17 protein-coding genes and 1 tRNA gene are annotated in these 19,456 nt (G+C 60.5%); 14 read left to right on the forward strand and 4 right to left on the reverse strand.

What is annotated here, in order from left to right; translation table 11 throughout:
* Positions 1 to 93 precede the first annotated feature (93 nt).
* A complete protein-coding gene (locus tag LOY28_RS00825) occupies positions 94 to 1,623 on the reverse strand; it encodes an apoptosis inducing factor family protein (RefSeq protein ID WP_258612934.1) in 1,530 nt (509 codons plus the stop codon).
* 140 nt (positions 1,624 to 1,763) lie between these two features.
* On the opposite strand from LOY28_RS00825, the gene LOY28_RS00830 reads away from it, so the two are divergent.
* From LOY28_RS00830 to LOY28_RS00850, 5 genes are all read left to right on the forward strand, one after another.
* On the forward strand, positions 1,764 to 2,324 hold the full coding sequence (locus tag LOY28_RS00830; protein ID WP_018929375.1) for a YbhB/YbcL family Raf kinase inhibitor-like protein: 561 nt from the start codon (positions 1,764 to 1,766) through the stop codon (positions 2,322 to 2,324).
* Between the two features lie 87 nt (positions 2,325 to 2,411).
* The gene (locus LOY28_RS00835; protein WP_258612935.1) at positions 2,412 to 4,145 is read left to right on the forward strand and encodes a VWA domain-containing protein; all 1,734 of its coding nucleotides are present in this window, start codon (positions 2,412 to 2,414) and stop codon (positions 4,143 to 4,145) included.
* An 8-nt stretch (positions 4,146 to 4,153) separates the two neighbouring features.
* Positions 4,154 to 4,735 carry an RNA polymerase sigma factor gene (locus tag LOY28_RS00840; RefSeq protein ID WP_258612936.1) on the forward strand — a complete coding sequence of 194 codons (582 nt, stop codon included), beginning with the start codon at positions 4,154 to 4,156 and terminating at the stop codon, positions 4,733 to 4,735.
* The gene (locus LOY28_RS00845; RefSeq protein WP_258612937.1) at positions 4,732 to 5,352 is read left to right on the forward strand and encodes a hypothetical protein; all 621 of its coding nucleotides are present in this window, start codon (positions 4,732 to 4,734) and stop codon (positions 5,350 to 5,352) included. The genes LOY28_RS00840 and LOY28_RS00845 overlap by 4 nt, the downstream gene beginning before the upstream one ends.
* Before the next feature lie 20 nt (positions 5,353 to 5,372).
* Entirely contained in the window at positions 5,373 to 5,642 is a 270-nt protein-coding gene (locus LOY28_RS00850) for a hypothetical protein (protein WP_018929371.1), read from the forward strand.
* A gap of 79 nt (positions 5,643 to 5,721) precedes the next feature.
* Here LOY28_RS00850 and LOY28_RS00855 read toward each other — a convergent pair.
* Positions 5,722 to 5,798: transfer RNA gene (locus LOY28_RS00855), tRNA-Arg, on the reverse strand.
* 349 nt (positions 5,799 to 6,147) lie between these two features.
* On the opposite strand from LOY28_RS00855, the gene gabD reads away from it, so the two are divergent.
* The 3 genes from gabD to LOY28_RS00870 all read left to right on the forward strand — a co-directional run bounded on the left by gabD (position 6,148) and on the right by LOY28_RS00870 (position 10,416).
* Positions 6,148 to 7,590, forward strand: coding sequence for an NADP-dependent succinate-semialdehyde dehydrogenase (gabD, locus tag LOY28_RS00860; RefSeq protein WP_018929370.1), 1,443 nt, complete (start codon positions 6,148 to 6,150; stop codon positions 7,588 to 7,590).
* Positions 7,591 to 7,787: 197 nt separating this feature from the next.
* On the forward strand, positions 7,788 to 9,065 hold the full coding sequence (gabT, locus tag LOY28_RS00865) for a 4-aminobutyrate--2-oxoglutarate transaminase (protein ID WP_018929369.1): 1,278 nt from the start codon (positions 7,788 to 7,790) through the stop codon (positions 9,063 to 9,065).
* Positions 9,066 to 9,201: 136 nt separating this feature from the next.
* Entirely contained in the window at positions 9,202 to 10,416 is a 1,215-nt protein-coding gene (locus LOY28_RS00870; protein WP_258612938.1) for a response regulator, read from the forward strand.
* A gap of 48 nt (positions 10,417 to 10,464) precedes the next feature.
* Here the strand turns inward: LOY28_RS00870 and LOY28_RS00875 are convergent, their stop codons facing one another.
* Positions 10,465 to 11,454, reverse strand: coding sequence for a sensor domain-containing diguanylate cyclase (locus tag LOY28_RS00875; RefSeq protein WP_018929367.1), 990 nt, complete (start codon positions 11,452 to 11,454; stop codon positions 10,465 to 10,467).
* Positions 11,455 to 11,703: 249 nt separating this feature from the next.
* Entirely contained in the window at positions 11,704 to 12,888 is a 1,185-nt protein-coding gene (gene desA, locus LOY28_RS00880; protein ID WP_018929366.1) for a delta-9 fatty acid desaturase DesA, read from the reverse strand.
* 148 nt (positions 12,889 to 13,036) lie between these two features.
* Between desA and dibA the strand changes: the two genes are divergently transcribed.
* The 6 genes from dibA (at position 13,037) to LOY28_RS00910 (ending at position 19,361) form a co-directional block, all read left to right on the forward strand.
* Entirely contained in the window at positions 13,037 to 14,956 is a 1,920-nt protein-coding gene (gene dibA / locus LOY28_RS00885; RefSeq protein ID WP_258612939.1) for a phosphodiesterase DibA, read from the forward strand.
* A 311-nt stretch (positions 14,957 to 15,267) separates the two neighbouring features.
* Positions 15,268 to 15,450 (forward strand): sulfur starvation response protein OscA, encoded by a 183-nt coding sequence (gene oscA, locus LOY28_RS00890; protein WP_018929364.1) that lies wholly within the window; start codon positions 15,268 to 15,270, stop codon positions 15,448 to 15,450.
* 131 nt (positions 15,451 to 15,581) lie between these two features.
* Positions 15,582 to 16,595, forward strand: coding sequence for a sulfate ABC transporter substrate-binding protein (locus LOY28_RS00895; protein ID WP_096481478.1), 1,014 nt, complete (start codon positions 15,582 to 15,584; stop codon positions 16,593 to 16,595).
* Positions 16,596 to 16,666: 71 nt separating this feature from the next.
* Positions 16,667 to 17,485 carry a sulfate ABC transporter permease subunit CysT gene (cysT, locus tag LOY28_RS00900; RefSeq protein WP_018929362.1) on the forward strand — a complete coding sequence of 273 codons (819 nt, stop codon included), beginning with the start codon at positions 16,667 to 16,669 and terminating at the stop codon, positions 17,483 to 17,485.
* Between the two features lie 13 nt (positions 17,486 to 17,498).
* Entirely contained in the window at positions 17,499 to 18,368 is an 870-nt protein-coding gene (gene cysW, locus LOY28_RS00905) for a sulfate ABC transporter permease subunit CysW (protein ID WP_007941037.1), read from the forward strand.
* A gap of 3 nt (positions 18,369 to 18,371) precedes the next feature.
* Positions 18,372 to 19,361 (forward strand): sulfate/molybdate ABC transporter ATP-binding protein, encoded by a 990-nt coding sequence (locus tag LOY28_RS00910; protein WP_018929361.1) that lies wholly within the window; start codon positions 18,372 to 18,374, stop codon positions 19,359 to 19,361.
* Positions 19,362 to 19,456: the final 95 nt, after the last annotated feature.

Genomic DNA, 19,456 nt, shown 5'->3' on the forward strand with positions numbered 1-19,456 from the left:
ATTAACCGCGCTGTCGTTGATAGAGCGCGGTCACCGATTTTGCGTCTGCTTGCCAGACGAACGGGAGCAAGCTCCCTCGCCACTAAGTCGCCGTCAGCTCAGGTCCCGAACCAGGCGCCACGCCTCGTCCATCGACAGCGGTTGTTTCATCCGTTCGGCGAGCATCGCCATGGCCCGTTCCTGATCGCAGGCAACGGCCGCCGCTACCACGCCGTTTTTGGCGAACAGGCCAATAAACGGTGGATGCTCTGGGTCGCCTTTGAATTCAACCTCGTCCCAGGCCTCGGCGTGTCCGAGGTAGTCGTAGTTTTTGCCGAAGTGCCAGGTCCAGAAATACGGCACGTCGAGGTAGCGTTCGTCGCCGCCGAGCATATTCGCCGCTGCAATCCGCGCCTGTTGCTGGGCCAGGCGCCAGTGTTCGATCCGTTGGGGCTGGCCATTGAGCGGGAAGGTCGCGATATCGCCGACGGCCCAGAGCCCGTCGGTCACGCGCATGCCGCCGTCGACCTTCAATGACTGATCTTTTTCCTTCGGCAGATCGGTAAACGGGGTGGTCGCCGGGGTGACGCCAATGCCGACCAGCACCAGATCCGCCGGCAAGCGCTGGCCGTTGTCCAGCAGCACCGCTTCGACTTTGCCTGTGCCTTCGATCTTCGCCGCTTCGCCATCGGTATGAAACACCACACCATTGGCCTCGTGCAGGGCACGAATCGCCTTGCCGACGGCCTCGCCGAATTGCGCCTCGAAAGGGATGGCATGGCGGGTCAGGACGGTGACATCCAAGCCGTACTGACGCAGGGATGAAGCGGATTCCAGACCAATGAAGCTGCCGCCGACAATCACTGCCCTTTGACCCGGTTTTGCGGTGGCCAGAATCTGCTGCGCCTGCGCCTTCGAGCGCAACACGAACACCTGCGGCAGATCGGCGCCTGGCAGCGACAGGGATTTTGGTATGCCACCGGTGGCAATCACCGCGGCGTCATAGCTCAACGATTGACCATCGGCCAGGCGCAGGGTCCGGTTCGGTGCATCCAGGCCCATCACATCGCTGTTTATCCGTTCGATGCGCTGTTCACGATAAAAGTCCTCATCGCGCAGCGGCGGAACTTCGTCCGGTGGCATTTCCCCGGCAATCACGAATTTGCTCAATGCCGTACGGTCGTATCCGGCTTCGGGCTCACGGTCGATCAGTAGCACCCGACCGCCGAAGCCTTTCTCCCGCAGCGCCGCCGCGCAGGCCGTCCCCGCTGCACCGGCGCCGATGATCGCAAAGGTCCGCTTATCATCCTCCGGCGGTGTGCTGGGGCCGGGCATCGGCTGGTCGTAGACCCAGACCTCATCGTCGCGCAACTCCAGCGGATAGCGCCGCAGACTGTCCAGGGAAGGTGGCTCGCACAGCGCGCCGTCTTCGAGCCGATAAGCCGCCTTGTGCCACGGGCAGATCAGCCGGCCCTCACACAGCGCACCTTTGGCCAAGGGAGCCCCGGCGTGGGGGCATCTGCCCTGATAGGCGCGCAATTGATCGCCGACCCGCAGCAAGACGATTTTCATCTTGTCGATCCGGACTTCAAGGCCACGGTCGAGGGGCACATCGGCGAAACGGGCGACGCGGTGCAGTGCCATGATCGATCTCCAGGCAGGTATTTCACTTAAGAGTTTGGCGCTTATTCCGAGGTTCAGCCAATTCCCACTGCCACCGCACGAACGGTCCGGCTATAGTTTGCGTGCCGACGACGGCCCCACCCCGCACAAGGTGCTCCGGTATGACCCGATTGACCTCTTTGAACCCTTGGCTGGCGGCCGTTGCAGTCGCCCTTTGCGTGCAGTTACCGGCGCAGGCCCAGGAGCGTTTCACCCTCAGCATCCCCGGCGTTTCGGACAATCGGCTGTTCACGTCGGCGGAGGCCAGCGATGCCAGCGGTTGCGGTGGCAAGAATCAGTCTCCGGCCCTGAGCTGGAGCGCCGGCCCCCAGGGCACCCTCAGCTACGCCATCGTCATGCATGACCCGGACGGCCAGAAAGGCCTGGGCGTCGATCACTGGATTCGTTACGGCATCAAGGCCACGACGCGGCAGATCCCGGCCGGTGTCGGCACTAAATCCACCCTCGAAGGCGTGGGTGGCACCAACATCAAAGGCACCACCACCTACATCGGCCCGTGCCCGCCCATCGGTGACAGCACCCATCACTACATCATCCAGATCTACGCCCTGGACCTGGCGCCAGAAGCCTTGCCCGCAGGCCTGACCCGCGCGCAGCTGCTGGAGCAGATCAAAGGCCATGTGCTGAAAAACAGCAGCGTGGTGCGGCGTTATCACCGCTGAAGATTTTTCACTTCGGCTTAACCCGAACCCGGCGGGTTGCCCGTCTCAGAGGATGAATGAGTCAATTTCCTCCTGAGGTCAGCCCCCATGTCCCTTCCTCTGCATGTCCTCCGCCCGGCCGCCCAGGGTTTCGCCGCCGGGTTGCTGCTGGCCGTTGCCGGTTGCGGCGGTTCATCGACACCACCCTCTGAGACGGGCAACCCGGCAGCGGTTGCGCCCCCAGCTCAAAATGCGCCGAAAACCGAAGCATTGGTGCGCGAAGCGGCCATGGCGGACACCGCGATGGCCAAGCGCAGCGCACGACCTGGCCCGTTGGTCGCTTTCGCGCCAGTACCGGCCGGTGAAACTTATCCACAGGGCTACCGGGATGAACAGCGCGAGCAATATCAGGCGCTGGCCGATAACCCGATTCACAGCGTGGCCGAAGCGCCGGTCTCGACCTTCAGCGCCGATGTCGATACCGGCGCGTACGCCAATGTCCGGCGCTTGCTCAATCAGGGGCGTTTACCGCCGGAAGGAGCGGTGCGGCTGGAAGAAATGGTCAATTACTTCCCCTACGATTACGCCTTGCCCACTGATGGCTCGCCGTTCGGTGTGACCACCGAGCTGGCGCCGTCACCCTGGAACCCGCATACCCGGTTACTGCGCATCGGCATCAAGGCGTCTGATCACGCGGTGGCGGAACTGGCCCCAGCGAACCTGGTATTTCTGGTGGACGTGTCCGGCTCCATGGACCGTCGCGAAGGCCTGCCTCTGGTCAAAAGCACCCTGAAATTGCTGGTCGATCAATTGCGCGAGCAGGACCGGGTTTCGCTGGTGGTCTACGCCGGAGAATCCCGTGTGGTGCTGGAGCCGACTTCCGGACGGGAAAAAGCGAAAATTCGTACCGCCATCGATCAATTGACGGCGGGCGGCTCGACCGCCGGCGCATCGGGTATCGAACTGGCTTACCAAATGGCGCAACAGGCGTTTATCCCCAAAGGCATCAACCGCATCCTGCTGGCCACCGACGGTGACTTCAACGTCGGCATCAGCGACTTCGACAGCCTCAAGCAAATGGCTGTGGATAAACGCAAGACCGGCGTGTCCCTGACCACCCTGGGTTTTGGTGTGGATAACTACAATGAACACCTGATGGAACAACTGGCCGACGCCGGCGACGGTAACTACGCCTACATCGACAACCTGCGCGAAGCGCGCAAGGTGCTGGTGGATCAACTCGGCTCAACCCTGGCGGTGGTGGCGAAAAACGTGAAGCTGCAGGTGGAGTTCAACCCGGCTCAGGTCAGCGAATATCGGCTGTTGGGTTATGAGAACCGCGCCTTGAAGCGTGAGGATTTCAGCAACGACAAAGTCGACGCCGGAGAAATCGGCGCAGGGCACACGGTGACGGCGCTGTACGAAATTGTGCCCAAGGGCGAGAAGGGCTGGCTGGAGCCGTTGCGCTACGGCAATTCCGGGGCAGAAGTTTCCGCAAAAACCGGAGAATTGGCGATGCTGCGGGTGCGTTATCAGTTACCGGAAGGTGGGAACAGTCGCTTGATCGAGCGGCCAATCCTGAAGGGGGAGGCCGGTAAACTCTCGGCCGCCAGCGATGACCTGCGCTTTGCCGCCTCCGTCGCTGCCTTTTCCCAGCAGCTCAAGGACGGGCGCTACACCGGTGATTTCAGCCTGAAAGACACCGAAGCCCTGGCCCGTGGCGCACGGGGTGATGACCCGTTTGGCCTGCGCGGTGAGTTCGTGCAATTGGTGGAGTTGGCGCAGAGCCTGCGAGCCTCCACCGCCTCGAATCAACCGCCCAACGACAACCGGATAGAGTGAAAGCTGACATGTCCGATCCTGCAATCAGCTCAACCGCCAGCAGCGATGAATCGCTGCTGGCGCGCTACCGCTCTGGCGACGGGCCGGCGTTCGAAGTTTTGTACGCCCGCCACCGCCAGGGCCTGTATCGATTCCTTCTCGGCCTCAGCGGCAAACCCGAACTGGCCGAAGAGGTGTACCAGGAAACCTGGCTGAGCCTGATCCGCAGCGCCAGTCAGCCACAAGGCCGGGCGAACTTTCGTACCTGGCTCTACCAGATTGCCCGCAACCGACTGATCGATCACTGGCGCAAACATGGTGTCCACAACCCCTCGCACGACAGCTATGACGAACAGGCCCACGCCCTGATCGACGACGCAGCCGACCCTGAACAACTGCTGAGCCTGAGCCGCGACGGTCAACGCCTCGAAACCGCCCTGCAAACCCTGCCCGCCGACCAGCGCGAAGTGTTCCTGCTGCGCGCCCACGGCGACCTCGACCTGCCGCAGATCGCCACCCTCACCGAAACACCGCTGGAAACCGTTAAAAGCCGCTTGCGCTACGCCCAGCAAAAACTGCGTCGGCTGCTGGCCGAGGAGGTACTGACATGACTGACGCCAAACAAACACCGTCATCGCCCGACGATGAAATGCTCAAGCATTTTCGCGATCACAGCAGCGGCGAACCACCGGCGCACCTCGACGCCTTCATCCTCGCCACCGCGCACCGCGAAGCCCCCGCGCCGAAGCCGAACCTGTGGCAACGCTGGCTCCACGCCTGCCAACAACCCCGCTGGCAAGTGGCATTCGCCAGCCTCGTCGGCGTCGCGCTGATGCTGGCGCTGGTGCAACGCACGCCCGAGCAATTGCCGAATTACGACTTCGCGCCTGCGCCGAAAGCCTCCGCACCCGCCGCCAAACAGGAAGCCGCTGCCCGCTCCCAAGCCGCACCGGCCGAGGCTTTGTCCGCGCCCGCACCGGCTGCGCCAATGGCGGAGTTTTCTGCACCGATGCAACGAGAGTCGATCAACAGCGAAATGGCCGACGAAGCCAAACTCAGCAAACGCGCCGCCGCGCCGGCCAAGTCACTGGATGATCAATTACGTGAAGTGATGCGCCTGCAAGACGCCGGTCAGACCCAAGCCGCCGAAGCGCTGATGACGACATTACACAAGCGCTTTCCCAAGGAAAACCTGGCGGCCAAACTCAAGGAAATGCAGAAAAAATGAGCTGAGCAGCGGTCGCCGATTTGGCATCGACACCCGAAAGCGCGCACTATCAGCCCATAGCCGATGCGTTGGAGGATGCCGTGGCCCAAAAAATCGACCGCATCGCCCAAATGCTCAACTGCCCGGTGAAGGGTGAGGAACTGAGGCGAGCAGTGACTGAGAGTCGTAAGGAGTTTCTTCTGGCGAAGCAGGCAGAAGAGGATCTTGAGGAAGACGTTCTTGATGATGAGTTGATCGAGGACGAAGACGACGATGATGAGTACGACGAGTTTGATTGGACGACAGAATGAAAAAACCGCTTTGGCGGTTTTTTTGTGCCCACAAAAAAGCCCCAGACCCTAAGACCTGAGGCTTTCTCGTTTCTACATATGGTGCACCAGGCGGGATTCGAACCCACGACCCCTGCCTTCGGAGGGCAGTACTCTATCCAGCTGAGCTACTGGTGCAATGCGGGCGCCATGATACTCATATGCGCTGCGGGCGTCCATGCTGCTGAATCGTCTGCGTTTTTCCAAAGCGTAACCTGCGTTTGCTACGTTGATCAGAAAAAATAAGCAAATGCGGCGTTTTCGTTCTTTTTTTCGAACAGCCTATTGTCCTTTACCCCCTTTGATCCTAGGATTCGTTTGAGATTTCAAACGCTCTTGTCTGGGTGCTGAACCGCACGAGTTCGATCAGTGCGCTATTTATGTGCTTCAGCCCGGTGAATGATTTCCCTGACGGCAGCCTATAAGGCGCCTTTCTACAATCATAATTCGCTCCGCGCTGGCCGCGGTGCTGTTAAGGAAAGCCGACATGCAGCTTAAAGACACCCAGTTGTTCCGCCAGCAAGCCTTTATCGATGGCGCTTGGGTCGATGCGGACAACGGTCAGACAATCAAGGTCAACAACCCGGCAACGGGCGAAATTCTGGGTACTGTGCCGAAAATGGGCGCTGCCGAAACCCGCCGTGCGATTGAAGCTGCTGATAAAGCGCTGCCGGCCTGGCGTTCACTGACCGCCAAGGAGCGCGCGAACAAGCTACGTCGCTGGTTCGAGCTGATCATCGAGAACCAGGACGACCTGGCTCGCCTGATGACTCTGGAGCAGGGCAAGCCATTGGCTGAAGCCAAGGGCGAGATCGTTTACGCCGCTTCCTTTATCGAGTGGTTCGCCGAAGAAGCCAAGCGCGTCTACGGTGACGTGATTCCGGGCCACCAGCCAGACAAGCGCCTGATCGTGATCAAGCAGCCGATCGGCGTGACCGCTGCGATTACTCCGTGGAACTTCCCGGCTGCAATGATCACCCGTAAAGCAGGCCCGGCCCTGGCCGCCGGTTGCACCATGGTGCTCAAGCCTGCATCGCAAACTCCGTTCTCTGCATTCGCCCTGGCTGAACTGGCCCAGCGTGCCGGTATTCCGAACGGCGTGTTCAGTGTGGTGACCGGCAGCGCCGGCGACATCGGCAGCGAGCTGACCGGCAACCCGATCGTGCGCAAACTGTCGTTCACCGGCTCGACCGAAATCGGTCGTCAGCTGATGACCGAGTGCGCCAAGGACATCAAGAAAGTCTCGCTGGAACTGGGCGGCAACGCGCCGTTCATCGTGTTCGACGACGCGGATCTGGATAAGGCTGTCGAAGGCGCGATCATTTCCAAGTACCGCAACAACGGCCAGACCTGCGTCTGCGCCAACCGCCTGTACATTCAGGATTCGGTCTACGACGCGTTCGCCGAGAAGCTGAAAGTCGCCGTGGCCAAACTCAAGATCGGCAACGGTCTGGAAGACGGCACCACCACTGGCCCGCTGATCGACGAAAAAGCCGTGGCCAAGGTTCAAGAGCACATTGCTGACGCAGTCGGCAAAGGCGCTACCGTGCTGGCGGGTGGCAAGAGCATGCAAGGCAACTTCTTCGAGCCGACCATTCTGACCAACGTGCCGAACAACGCGGCCGTGGCCAAGGAAGAAACTTTCGGTCCATTGGCGCCGCTGTTCCGTTTCAAAGACGAAGCCGACGTGATTGCGATGTCCAACGACACCGAGTTCGGTCTGGCCTCGTACTTCTATGCGCGTGACTTGGGTCGTGTGTTCCGTGTGGCTGAAGCCCTGGAATACGGCATGGTCGGCGTCAACACCGGGTTGATCTCCAACGAGGTCGCGCCGTTCGGTGGCATCAAGGCGTCGGGCCTGGGCCGTGAAGGCTCCAAGTACGGCATCGAAGATTACCTGGAAATCAAATACCTCTGCCTGGGCATCTAAGCCCGAAGGGATAGGCCCGGCAAGGCATTGCTTCAAACGCAAAGGGCACGAGAGCGCTGTCCCTTTGCGCGCTTCAAACGGAATTTTCTCTGTGGCCGGGAACGCTGTGGCAGTCGATCATCGCATGCTGCCGTAGTTGCTTCCCCGCCGCTTAATCCTTGAACCACGCCGACCGATGAGCGGCGAATGAGGAATGTATGAGCAAGACTAACGCTGAGTTGATGGCCCGCCGCACTGCTGCTGTACCCCGTGGTGTTGGCCAGATTCACCCGATCTTCGCCGACCACGCGAAGAACGCCACCGTAACCGACGTTGAAGGTCGTGAGTTCATTGACTTCGCCGGCGGTATCGCCGTGCTGAACACCGGTCACTTGCACCCGAAAGTCATCGCCGCCGTGACTGCGCAGTTGAACAAGCTGACCCACACCTGCTTCCAGGTGCTGGCCTACGAGCCGTACGTGGAAGTGTGCGAAAAAATCAACGCCAAGGTGCCGGGTGATTTCGCCAAGAAAACCCTGCTGGTGACCACCGGCTCCGAAGCTGTGGAAAACTCCATCAAGATCGCCCGCGCCGCCACTGGCCGTGCCGGTGTGATCGCGTTCACCGGCGCTTACCACGGTCGCACCATGATGACCCTGGGCCTGACCGGTAAAGTCGTGCCTTACTCGGCCGGCATGGGCCTGATGCCAGGCGGCATCTTCCGCGCGCTGTACCCGAACGAACTGCACGGTGTGAGCATCGACGATTCGATCGCCAGCATCGAGCGCATCTTCAAGAACGACGCCGAGCCGCGTGACATCGCCGCGATCATCATCGAGCCGGTGCAGGGCGAAGGCGGTTTCTACGTCGCGCCTAAAGAGTTCATGAAGCGTCTGCGCGCCCTGTGCGACCAGCACGGCATTCTGTTGATCGCTGACGAAGTGCAAACGGGCGCTGGCCGTACCGGCACCTTCTTCGCCATGGAACAGATGGGCGTCGCCGCCGACCTGACCACCTTCGCCAAATCCATCGCTGGCGGCTTCCCGCTGGCCGGTGTGTGCGGCAAGGCCGAATACATGGACGCCATCGCTCCAGGCGGCCTGGGCGGCACTTACGCCGGTAGCCCGATCGCTTGCGCCGCAGCCCTGGCCGTGATGGAAGTGTTCGAAGAAGAGCACCTGCTGGACCGTTGCAAAGCGGTTGGCGAGCGTCTGGTGACTGGTCTGAAAGCCATTCAGGCCAAATACCCGGTGATCGGCGACGTGCGTGCCCTGGGTGCGATGATCGCTGTCGAGCTGTTCGAAAACGGCGACAGCCACAAGCCGAACCCGGCTGCTGTAGCCGCCGTTGTGGCCAAGGCTCGCGACAAGGGCCTGATCCTGCTGTCGTGCGGCACCTACGGCAACGTTCTGCGCGTGCTGGTACCGCTGACCGCGCCGGACGAGCAACTGGACAAAGGCCTGGCGATCATCGAAGAGTGCTTCGCCGAGCTCTGATCCGTTTGTGAACTGATCGACAAAAAACCCGCTTCGGCGGGTTTTTTTATGCCCCTTGAAACACATCAGGAGCAATTGGGCTGTATCGAATGGCCAGCATTGACTAAGGTGCAAGCATTGCCGTTGGAGTGTGCAGATGACTGCTGTGGTGTTACCCGCTGTACCGCGAGTGCTGATTGCCGAGGCGGACCCCTGGTCCCGCGACCTGCTCAAGCAGGTGTTGTTGAATGTGCGCTGCGACGCGCGGCTGGACCTGTGTGCCGATGGCCAGGAAACCCTGCAGCTGTTGGCAGAGAACCCTTATGACCTGGTGATCGTCGACTGGGAGTTGCCCGGCGTCGATGGCCTGAATGTGTTGCGCAGTGTTCGTCAGCGCAAACGTAATCCGCCGTTGCCGTTCATTCTGATGAGCAGCCGCAACGACAGCGCCAGCGTGCGTGAAGCCTTGCCCCTGGCGCCCACGGCGTACCTGACCAAACCCCTGAACATGGAAAACCTGACCCAGCGCCTGCAGGATTTACTGCTGAGCGCGGGTGAAGAGGTGTCCTGCGAAGTGCCGTCTCTGGCGCCGGGCATGACCTTGTCGGTGTATCTGGAGCGGCGGCGCGAACTGGCCGACGGCGCGCCGCTGATGACCGATGTGCAGGTGGCGATCAAACGTAGCCTCAATCCCGATGGCCTCGATCTGGTGCGGCTTGAAGACGAGATCCGCACGGATCCGCAAGTCACCGCCGTGCTGATCGCCGCCGCCAACAGCGCGGCCCAGCATCATGGCGCCGCCGTGCAAACCCTGTCCCAGGCGTTGCATCGCTTGGGGACCGGGCAAAGCATGAACCTGATTCTGGGCCTCGCCCTCAAACGCAGTGCCCGGCTCAGTGATCCGCAACTGGCGGACTATGCCGAGCGCTATTGGGAATTGTCCCTGCACACCGCGGAATACGCGCGAACGCTGGCGCGCTTGCTGGATCTGGATCAGGAGCGCTGTTATTGCGCGGGCATGCTGCACCGCCTCGGCGACCTGGCGTTGCTGCGCTGTTTGCAGGAGTGGAAGCAGGCCGGTGGTGAGCTGGATGAATGGGAGGAAGTCGGCGATGCCCTGGCCGAATTCGGCGCGGCCTACGGTTCGGCGCTGCGTACCCGCTGGCGCCTGCCGCTGGAGCTGCGTGAGCTGATTGCGGCGGTTTATCAGCTCGGTGGCGGGGTTTACTCCCGCGAAGCGCTGGTGATGAACATGGCCGCGCAACTGGCGCGCCTGACCGAGCATGAGGGGATCGAGGCATTGGCCAAGAGCCGCACGGCGCGGTTGCTCAAGATCGGATTGCCGGAGCTGATGCGCTTGCGCAAAAAATAGGCTTTGTAGATCGTTCCCACGCAGAGCGTGGGAACGATCTACATGGGCTCAGCCAGAGATTATCCGGTTCTTGCCCTGGCGCTTGGCCTGGTACATCGCCGCATCGGCGCGGGCGAACAGGCTGTCGAGGTTTTCATCCTCGGGCGTGAGGCTGGTCAGGCCCTGGCTGACGGTGATGCCGAACGTCTGGTCGTCATGGCTGAAACTCAACCGTTGAATCTCCCGTTGCAGGCGCTCGGCCACTTGCATGGCCATGTCCGGTGCACATCCGGGGAACACCGCGGCGAATTCCTCACCGCCGATCCGCCCGAACAGATCACCACGCCGCAGGGCCGCGCGACCGCTCTCAGCGATGCGTTGCAGCACCTTGTCGCCTTCCGGATGGCCGTAGGTGTCGTTGATCACTTTAAAGTCATCGATGTCCAGTAGCAGGAAGGCCAGCGGCTTGCCTTGCTGGCGTGCCTGCTCGAATTCGTGATTGGCACATTCGAAGAAGTGTCGGCGGTTGCTGCTTTGGGTCAGCACGTCGGTGGTGGCCAGGCGGTGGAGCTCGGTTTCCATCTGCTTCTTTTCGGTGATGTCTTCGGCAATGCCGACGATGATCACTGGCTGGCCCGGTTCGGCCTGGCGGTTGATGAAGCACTTGTCGCTGAGCCAGCGCACCTGGCCGTCGGCGGCGATGATGCGGTACTCGCGGTCTTCAACGGCGCCGTTGACCAGCACTTGCGCCAGGCTGCGCTCGGCGTAGTCCAGATCGTCGGGATAAACACTGTCGCGCCAGTGGTTGTAGTCGGACAGCAACAGGCCAGCGGGGCGGCCGAAGATCCGGTCATAGGCCGGGCTGACGTAGAGGACCTGACGGGTTTCCCAGTTGAATGCCCAAAGCACGGCGTTGACGCTGACCAGCAGCGAGCTGAACAGCTGTTCGCGTTCGCTCAGGCGCGCCACTTCGCCCTGCGCATGCATTAGCGCCATCAGCGTTTGCGCGGCCTCGGGCCACTGCGGAAGGGATGTGTCTTGTAGGTTTTTATTGACCATCGGCACAAGTCTCAAAGGGCGTGCCGCTATTTCGACAGCGGCCAACACAAAGCCCGCCGGGGTGGCGAAGTGTCTTTGAGATAGGAGATTTGGGGCGAAGTTCCCGCTTTTCGTGGCGAGGGAGCTTGCTCCCGCCGGGCGGTATTGGCGACGCGTTTTTTCAGTTAAAACGCGTCGTCAGGTATTGCGGCTGCTGCGCAGCCGAGCGGGAGCAAGCTCCCTCGCCACAGGTGCGCCCCTGATTCAGGGTCAGGCAGTGGCGGGGCGCAGGGAGTAGGTTTTCAACTGGTCGGCGAAATCACGCAGGGATTGAATCCCGCTGGCCTCGGCCTCGTGTACCCAATCCTTGATGGCGGCCAGCATGTCGTGACCATTTGAGCTGGTCTTGACCCAGATCTGCTGCAGGGCCAGGCGTTTCTCGTAAATTACCTTCAGCGCCTGGCTGTGCTCGAGCATGGTCTGGATGCGCAGGTGGTGCTTGTCGTCCAGCAGGCTGGTTTCCCGCGAGAGCAGGCGTTTGGCCCGGTGGAACTGGTGGCGGACCGAGTGATCGACCTTTTCCAGCTCTTGCTTGACCAGCGGCGCGATCACCAGCTTGCGGTACTGGGCCATGATCTGGAAGCGGTTGTTGAGGATCGCCATGGCGGTGTCCATGTCCAGGTTGCCTTTGCCTTCGACACGGTGGGCGATCGGCGCAACTCGCTGGACCTTGGCCAGGCGCAGGAAGCTGAAGACCTGGATCCAGGCCCAGCCGAGGTCGAATTCCCACTTCTTCACCGACAGTTTGGCCGAGTTAGGGTAGGTGTGATGGTTGTTATGCAGTTCTTCGCCGCCGATCAGGATGCCCCAGGGCACCAGATTGGTCGCCGCATCGCGGCATTCGAAGTTGCGGTAGCCGATGGCATGGCCCAGGCCATTGACCACGCCGGCGGCCCAGACCGGGATCCACATCATCTGGATGGCCCAGATGGTGATGCCGATGGTGCCGAACAGCAGCAGGTCGATGACGCCCATGATCGCCACGCCCAGCAGTGGGAAACGGCTGTAGAGGTTGCGTTCGATCCAGTCTTCGGGGCAGTTCTTGCCGTAGATGCGCAGGGTCTCGGGGTTTTCCGCTTCGGCGCGGTACAGCTCGGCACCTTTGCGCAGAACGGTGGACAAGCCCTTGATGACCGGGCTGTGCGGGTCATCGACGGTTTCGCATTTGGCGTGATGCTTGCGGTGGATAGCGGTCCACTCGCGGGTGTTCTGCGCCGTGGTCAACCACAGCCAGAAGCGGAAGAAATGTTTCAGGCCGGCATTGAGCTCAAGCGAGCGATGGGCTGAATAGCGATGCAGATAGACCGTGACGCCGACGATCGTGACGTGGGTCATCAGCAGGGTGACTGCCACCAGTGACCAGGGCGATAAGCCAAGAAAACCTTCGTACCACATAGCCTATAGGACCCTCGATAAAGAAAAAAACAGCCGTCGCATTATCACTTAGCCCACAGATAAAACCAGTCGCCCTTTCAGATAAGAGTGGCCGGATGTTTCTTTAATCTATAATTCCAGTCTTTTTTGTAGGGACATGGACGCTCGAATGTCAGCCACATATCGCGATGCCTTGCGTGCAGCGCTACTTTATCTGGTGCTTTCCGTAGTCTGGCTTCAGTTCAGTGGTTATTTATTGAACAGTTTCTTCGATAACTCCACCGACCTGCTGCGCTGGCAACTGATCAACGGTTATGCCTGGGTGGCCTTCAGTGCCGGGCTGATTTTCATCGCGCGGGCACGTTTGTTTCGCTGCCTGGGCGTCGGCGCCAAATTGCGTGAACGTAATGCCGACCGGGAGCGTTTGCGACAGGCGGCCGCGGTGTTCGATTGCACCCGCGAAGGGGTGCTGGTCACCAATAACAAAGGGCTGATCGTCCATGTGAACCGGGCGTTCATGGAAATCACCGGCTACCAGTGTGAGGAAGTGCTGGGTCAACGACCGAGCATGTTCAAGTCGGGCCATCACCCGCCGGGTTTCTACCAGTCGATGTTCGCGACACTCGACAGCCTCGGCGAGTGGAGCGGGGAAATCTGGAATCGTCGCAAAAGCGGCGAGATTTACCCACAATGGCAGACGATCCGCCTCGTTCATGACGATCAGGGGCGGCTCAGCCAGTACGTTGCGGTGTTTTCCGACATCAGTGCGATCAAGAACTCCGAGCATGAACTGACGCGCCTGGCCCACCACGATCCGCTGACCGATCTGCCCAATCGTCTGCTGTTTACCGACCGTGCCGGGCAGGCTGTGGCCTCGGCGCAGGCCCATAAGCGCGGTTGTGCGTTGCTGATGATCGACCTTGATCACTTCAAATTGATCAACGACAGCCTCGGTCACAGTGTTGGTGATCAATTGCTCAAGGGCGTGGCTGAGCGTCTGAACACCTTGTTCGGCCCGGGCATCACCCTGGCGCGGCTCAGTGGCGACGAATTTGCCCTGTTGGCTGAAAATTGCCCGCAACCGGGGCATGCCGCGGCGCTGGCCCAGCGGGTCATCGATGGTCTCAAGGAGCGGTTTCAGATTGACCGGCATTCGTTGTTCATCAACGCCAGTGTCGGCATCAGCCTGTTCCCCAGCGATGCGTTGAGCGCCGAGCAACTGTTGCGCAATGCCGACTCGGCACTGTTCAAGGCCAAGAGCGCCGGTCGCGACAGCTATGCCCTCTACACCGAAGAGCTGACCGCGCATGCCCAGCAACGTGTCGAGATTGCGTTCGAGTTGCGCCGAGCACTGGAGCAGCAAGAGTTGCGGGTTTATTACCAACCCGTGCACGACCTCAAGACCAGCCGTCTGATCGGCGTCGAAGCCCTGGTGCGCTGGGAGCATCCGCAACGCGGGCTGGTGTCACCGGCTGAGTTCATCCCCATTGCCGAACGTACCGGGTTGATTGCCGAGATCGATGCCTGGGTCATGCGCCAGGCCTGTCAGCAAATGTGCCAGTGGCACGCCGCAGGCGTGGTGTTGTCGTTTGTTGCGGTGAACGTTTCTTCGCGCCTGTTCGCTCGCCGTGAGTTGTACCAGCAGGTGGCTCAGGTGCTGCACGACACCGGGCTGGATCCGGCGTATCTGGAGCTGGAAGTCACCGAAAGCGCGGTGATGGAGGATCCGGAAGTGGCGCTGGAGCAGATGCATCGCTTGCGTGAGTTAGGCGTGCGGCTGGCCATTGATGACTTCGGCACGGGTTATTCGTCGTTGCTGCGACTCAAGCGTTTACCGGTGCAAAAACTCAAGATCGATCAGGGATTCGTCGCAGGCTTGCCGGGTGATGAGGACGACGCGGCAATCGCTCGGGTGATCGTTGCGTTGGCGCAAAGCATGGGAATGCAGGTGCATGCCGAGGGGATCGAGCAGGTCGAGCAGGCGGCTTTCCTGCTCGAGCACGATTGCGATCTGGGGCAGGGGTACTGGTTTGGGCGGCCAGTGCCGGCGGCTTCCTTGGATTGGGTTCGGGCGCCGCTGATTGGATGAGTGCCTGAGCTGCTTCTTGTGGCGAGGGGGCTTGCCCCCGTTGGGGCGCGTAGCGGCCCCAAATCTTTGCGTCTGCTACGCAGCCGAACGGGGCGGTGCGGCGTTCCGACAAGCCCCCTCGCCACAGGGTTTTGTGTGGCCCTGAAAATAGTAGATCCCCCGCAATCCCTTGTCCCATCAAATAATGCATTCTGGTTATATAAACATTCTTAAATAGTCTTTTTAAGAATATCTGCGGCTATCTACTATTGCTCTCACGCCGTACGCAGTGCCCACCACTGCCAGGCATATCTCATTAAAGGAGCAGCACCATGAGCGCATCCCTACGCAGTGTTGACGGGCAGGACGAAGCCACCATTTTGCGCGAGATCCAGAGCGCGTTGCGCGATCTGCGCTTTGGCGCGGTGGAAATCACCGTGCACAACGCCCAGGTGGTACAGATCGAACGCAAAGAGAAATTCCGTTTGCAGCATCCGGGCAACAAGTCGAGCTGAAGCAAAGATCAAAAGATCGCAGCCTTCGGCGGCTCCTACGGGAGCGTCGAAGGCTTCGATCCTTGAGTCAGGCAATCCTTTCCAGACCATAAGAAAAAGCCACCACACCAAGAATTCCAGGAGCTTTCACCATGTCGTCGATTCGCCATTTTGCGTTGGCCGCCCTGGCCAGTGCCCTTTTTGCTGGTTCCGCGGTTGCCAAGGATTACGAACTGCTCAACGTGTCGTATGACCCGACCCGCGAGCTGTATCAGGACTACAACGCCGAGTTCATCAACTTCTGGAAGAAAGACCACGCTGGCGACAACGTGAAGATCCAGCAGTCCCACGGTGGCTCAGGCAAGCAGGGCCGGGCGGTGATCGACGGTCTGCGGGCCGACGTGGTGACCCTGGCCCTGGCCGGCGACATCGACGAAATCGCCAAGCTCGGCAAGAGCCTGCCGGCTGACTGGCAGAAGCGTCTGCCGGAAGCGAGCACGCCTTACACCTCGACCATCGTGTTCCTGGTGCGCAAGGGCAACCCGAAAGGCATCAAGGACTGGGGTGACCTGACCAAGAACGGTGTGGAAGTCATCACCCCGAACCCGAAAACCTCCGGCGGTGCACGCTGGAACTTCCTCGCGGCCTGGGCCTATGGCCTGAAAGCCAATGGCGGTAACGAAACCAAGGCCAAAGAGTACGTACAGACCCTGTTCAAGCACGTGCCTGTGCTGGATACCGGTGCTCGCGGTTCGACCATCACTTTCGTCAACAACGGTCAGGGCGACGTGTTGCTGGCCTGGGAAAACGAAGCTTTCCTGGCCTTGAAAGAAGACGGCGGCGCCGACAAGTTCGACATCGTCGTGCCTTCGCTGTCGATCCTTGCCGAGCCACCGGTGGCCGTGGTCGACAAGAACGCCGAGAAAAAGGGCAACACCGAAATCGCCGAAGCGTACCTCAAGCACCTGTACAGCCCGGCCGGCCAGGAAATTGCGGCGAAAAACTTCTATCGTCCACGTGACAAGGACGTAGCTGCCAAGTACGCCAAACAGTTCCCGACCCTGGAACTGGTGACCATCGACAAGGACTTCGGCGGCTGGAAAACCGCCCAGCCGAAATTCTTCAATGACGGTGGCGTGTTCGACCAGATTTACCAGGCGCAGTAGCCTGAAATAGATCTGCCAACGGGCCCCGATCTTGCCGTCGGGGCTTAGTGCGTTTTCAACCAAGGACTTTTATGTCGCGTCGTATCTCCCCCGTCATACCCGGCTTCGGGCTGACGCTGGGCTACACCTTGGTGTACCTCAGCCTGATTGTGCTCATTCCACTGGCGGCGATGTTCGTGCATGCCGCTCAACTGACCTGGGACCAGTTCTGGGCAATCATCTCGGCACCTCGGGTGCTGGCCGCGTTGAAGCTGAGCTTCGGCACCGCGTTGTACGCCGCGATCATCAACGGCGTGATCGGCACGCTGCTGGCGTGGGTGCTGGTGCGCTACACCTTCCCGGGGCGCAAAGTCATCGATGCGATGATCGATCTGCCCTTCGCATTGCCCACTGCCGTGGCCGGTATCGCGTTGACCGCGCTGTACACCCCCACCGGCCTGGTGGGTCAGTTCGCGGCGGACCTGGGTTTCAAGATCGCGTATACCCCCCTCGGCATCACCCTGGCGCTGACTTTTGTAACACTTCCATTCGTAGTACGTACGGTACAGCCTGTACTGGCCGATATCCCCCGTGAAGTGGAGGAGGCGGCGGCGTGCCTGGGGGCAAATCCGTTGCAGGTTTTCCGCCATATTCTGATGCCGGCGCTGCTCCCGGCCTGGCTGACCGGTTTCGCCTTGGCCTTTGCCCGTGGGGTCGGCGAGTACGGTTCGGTGATTTTCATCGCTGGCAACATGCCAATGAAAACCGAAATTCTGCCGCTGCTGATCATGGTCAAACTCGACCAGTACGATTACACCGGCGCCACCTCCATTGGTGTACTGATGCTGGTGGTTTCCTTTGTCCTGTTGCTGCTGATCAACTTGTTGCAGCGGCGCATCGAAACCCCATAAGGAGGCGCGAAAAATGTCCCAATCGTCTATTGCAGCGGCCTCCTCGAACGCCGCCCGCCGTGGCAGTGCAGCTTCGCGGCGAATCCTCATCGGCCTCGGCTGGCTGATCTTTGCGCTGTTTCTGTTGTTGCCGTTGTTCATCGTGGTGTCCCAGGGCCTGAAGCTGGGCCTGGGTGCGTTCTTCACCGCGATCTTCGAACCGGACGCTTTGTCGGCCCTGAAACTCACGGTGATTGCGGTGTTGATTTCGGTGCCGCTGAACCTGGTGTTCGGGGTCAGCGCCGCATGGTGCGTGAGCAAATATTCGTTCCGCGGCAAGAGCATGCTGGTGACCCTGATCGACTTGCCGTTCTCGGTGTCGCCGGTGATCGCAGGTCTGGTCTACGTGCTGATGTTCGGCGCCCAGGGCTTGTTCGGCCCATGGTTGCAGGATCACGACATCCAGATCGTCTTCGCCTTGCCGGGCATCGTGCTGGCGACGATTTTCGTCACCGTGCCGTTCGTGGCCCGTGAGCTGATCCCGCTGATGCAGGAACAAGGTACCCAGGAGGAAGAGGCCGCGCGTTTGCTTGGCGCCAATGGCTGGCAGATGTTCTGGCACGTCACCGTGCCGAACATCAAATGGGGCCTGATCTATGGCGTGGTGCTGTGTACCGCGCGGGCCATGGGTGAGTTCGGGGCGGTGTCGGTGGTGTCCGGGCACATTCGCGGGGTGACCAACACCTTGCCGCTGCACGTCGAGATTCTCTACAACGAATACAACCACGTGGCCGCGTTCGCCGTGGCGAGCCTGTTGCTGATCCTGGCGCTCTTCATCCTGCTGCTCAAGCAGTGGAGCGAAAACCGTATTAACCGCCTGCGCGCCAGCGCCGCGGAGGAATAAGTCATGTCGATCGAAGTGCGTAACGTCAGCAAGAACTTCCACGCGTTCAAGGCGCTGGACAACATCAGCCTGGACATTCAAAGCGGCGAACTTGTGGCGCTGCTGGGGCCGTCCGGCTGCGGCAAGACCACATTGCTGCGAATCATCGCCGGCCTGGAAACCCCGGATCAGGGCAACATCGTGTTCCACGGCGAAGACGTTTCCGGCCACGACGTGCGTGATCGCAACGTCGGTTTCGTGTTCCAGCACTACGCCTTGTTCCGTCACATGACGGTGTTCGACAACGTTGCGTTCGGCCTGCGTATGAAGCCGAAAAACCAGCGTCCGAACGAAAGCCAGATTGCGGTGAAAGTCCACGAACTGCTGAACATGGTGCAACTGGACTGGTTGGCCGATCGCTACCCGGAACAACTCTCCGGCGGCCAGCGTCAGCGCATCGCGTTGGCCCGCGCCCTGGCGGTGGAGCCGAAAGTGCTGCTGCTCGACGAGCCTTTTGGTGCACTCGATGCCAAGGTCCGTAAAGAATTGCGTCGCTGGCTCGCGCGGCTGCACGAGGACATCAACCTGACCTCGGTATTCGTGACCCACGACCAGGAAGAAGCGATGGAAGTTGCCGACCGGATCGTGGTGATGAACAAGGGGGTGATCGAGCAAATCGGTTCACCGGGCGACGTCTACGAAAATCCGGCCAGCGATTTCGTCTATCACTTCCTCGGCGATTCGAACCGTCTGCATTTGGGCGAAGACCGGCACGTACTGTTCCGTCCACACGAAGTGTCGCTGTCGCGGCATGAACTGGAAGACCACCACGCCGCTGAAGTGCGGGATATTCGTCCGTTGGGCGCCACCACGCGGGTGACGCTGAAGGTCGAAGGCCAGAGCGAGTTGATTGAAGCTGAAGTGGTGAAGGATCACGACAGCCTGGTTGGATTGACGAAGGGTGAGACGTTGTTCTTCAAACCCAAGGTCTGGCAGAAAGTCGCCAACATTTAAGATCAAAAGATCGCAGGCTGCGCCAGCTCCTACAGTGGATTTGGGTCGAACACACATCTGTGGCCAACCCAAATCCACTGTAGGAGCTGGCGCAG

This window comes from Pseudomonas sp. B21-017 (assembly GCF_024749245.1).
GTDB lineage: Bacteria > Pseudomonadota > Gammaproteobacteria > Pseudomonadales > Pseudomonadaceae > Aquipseudomonas.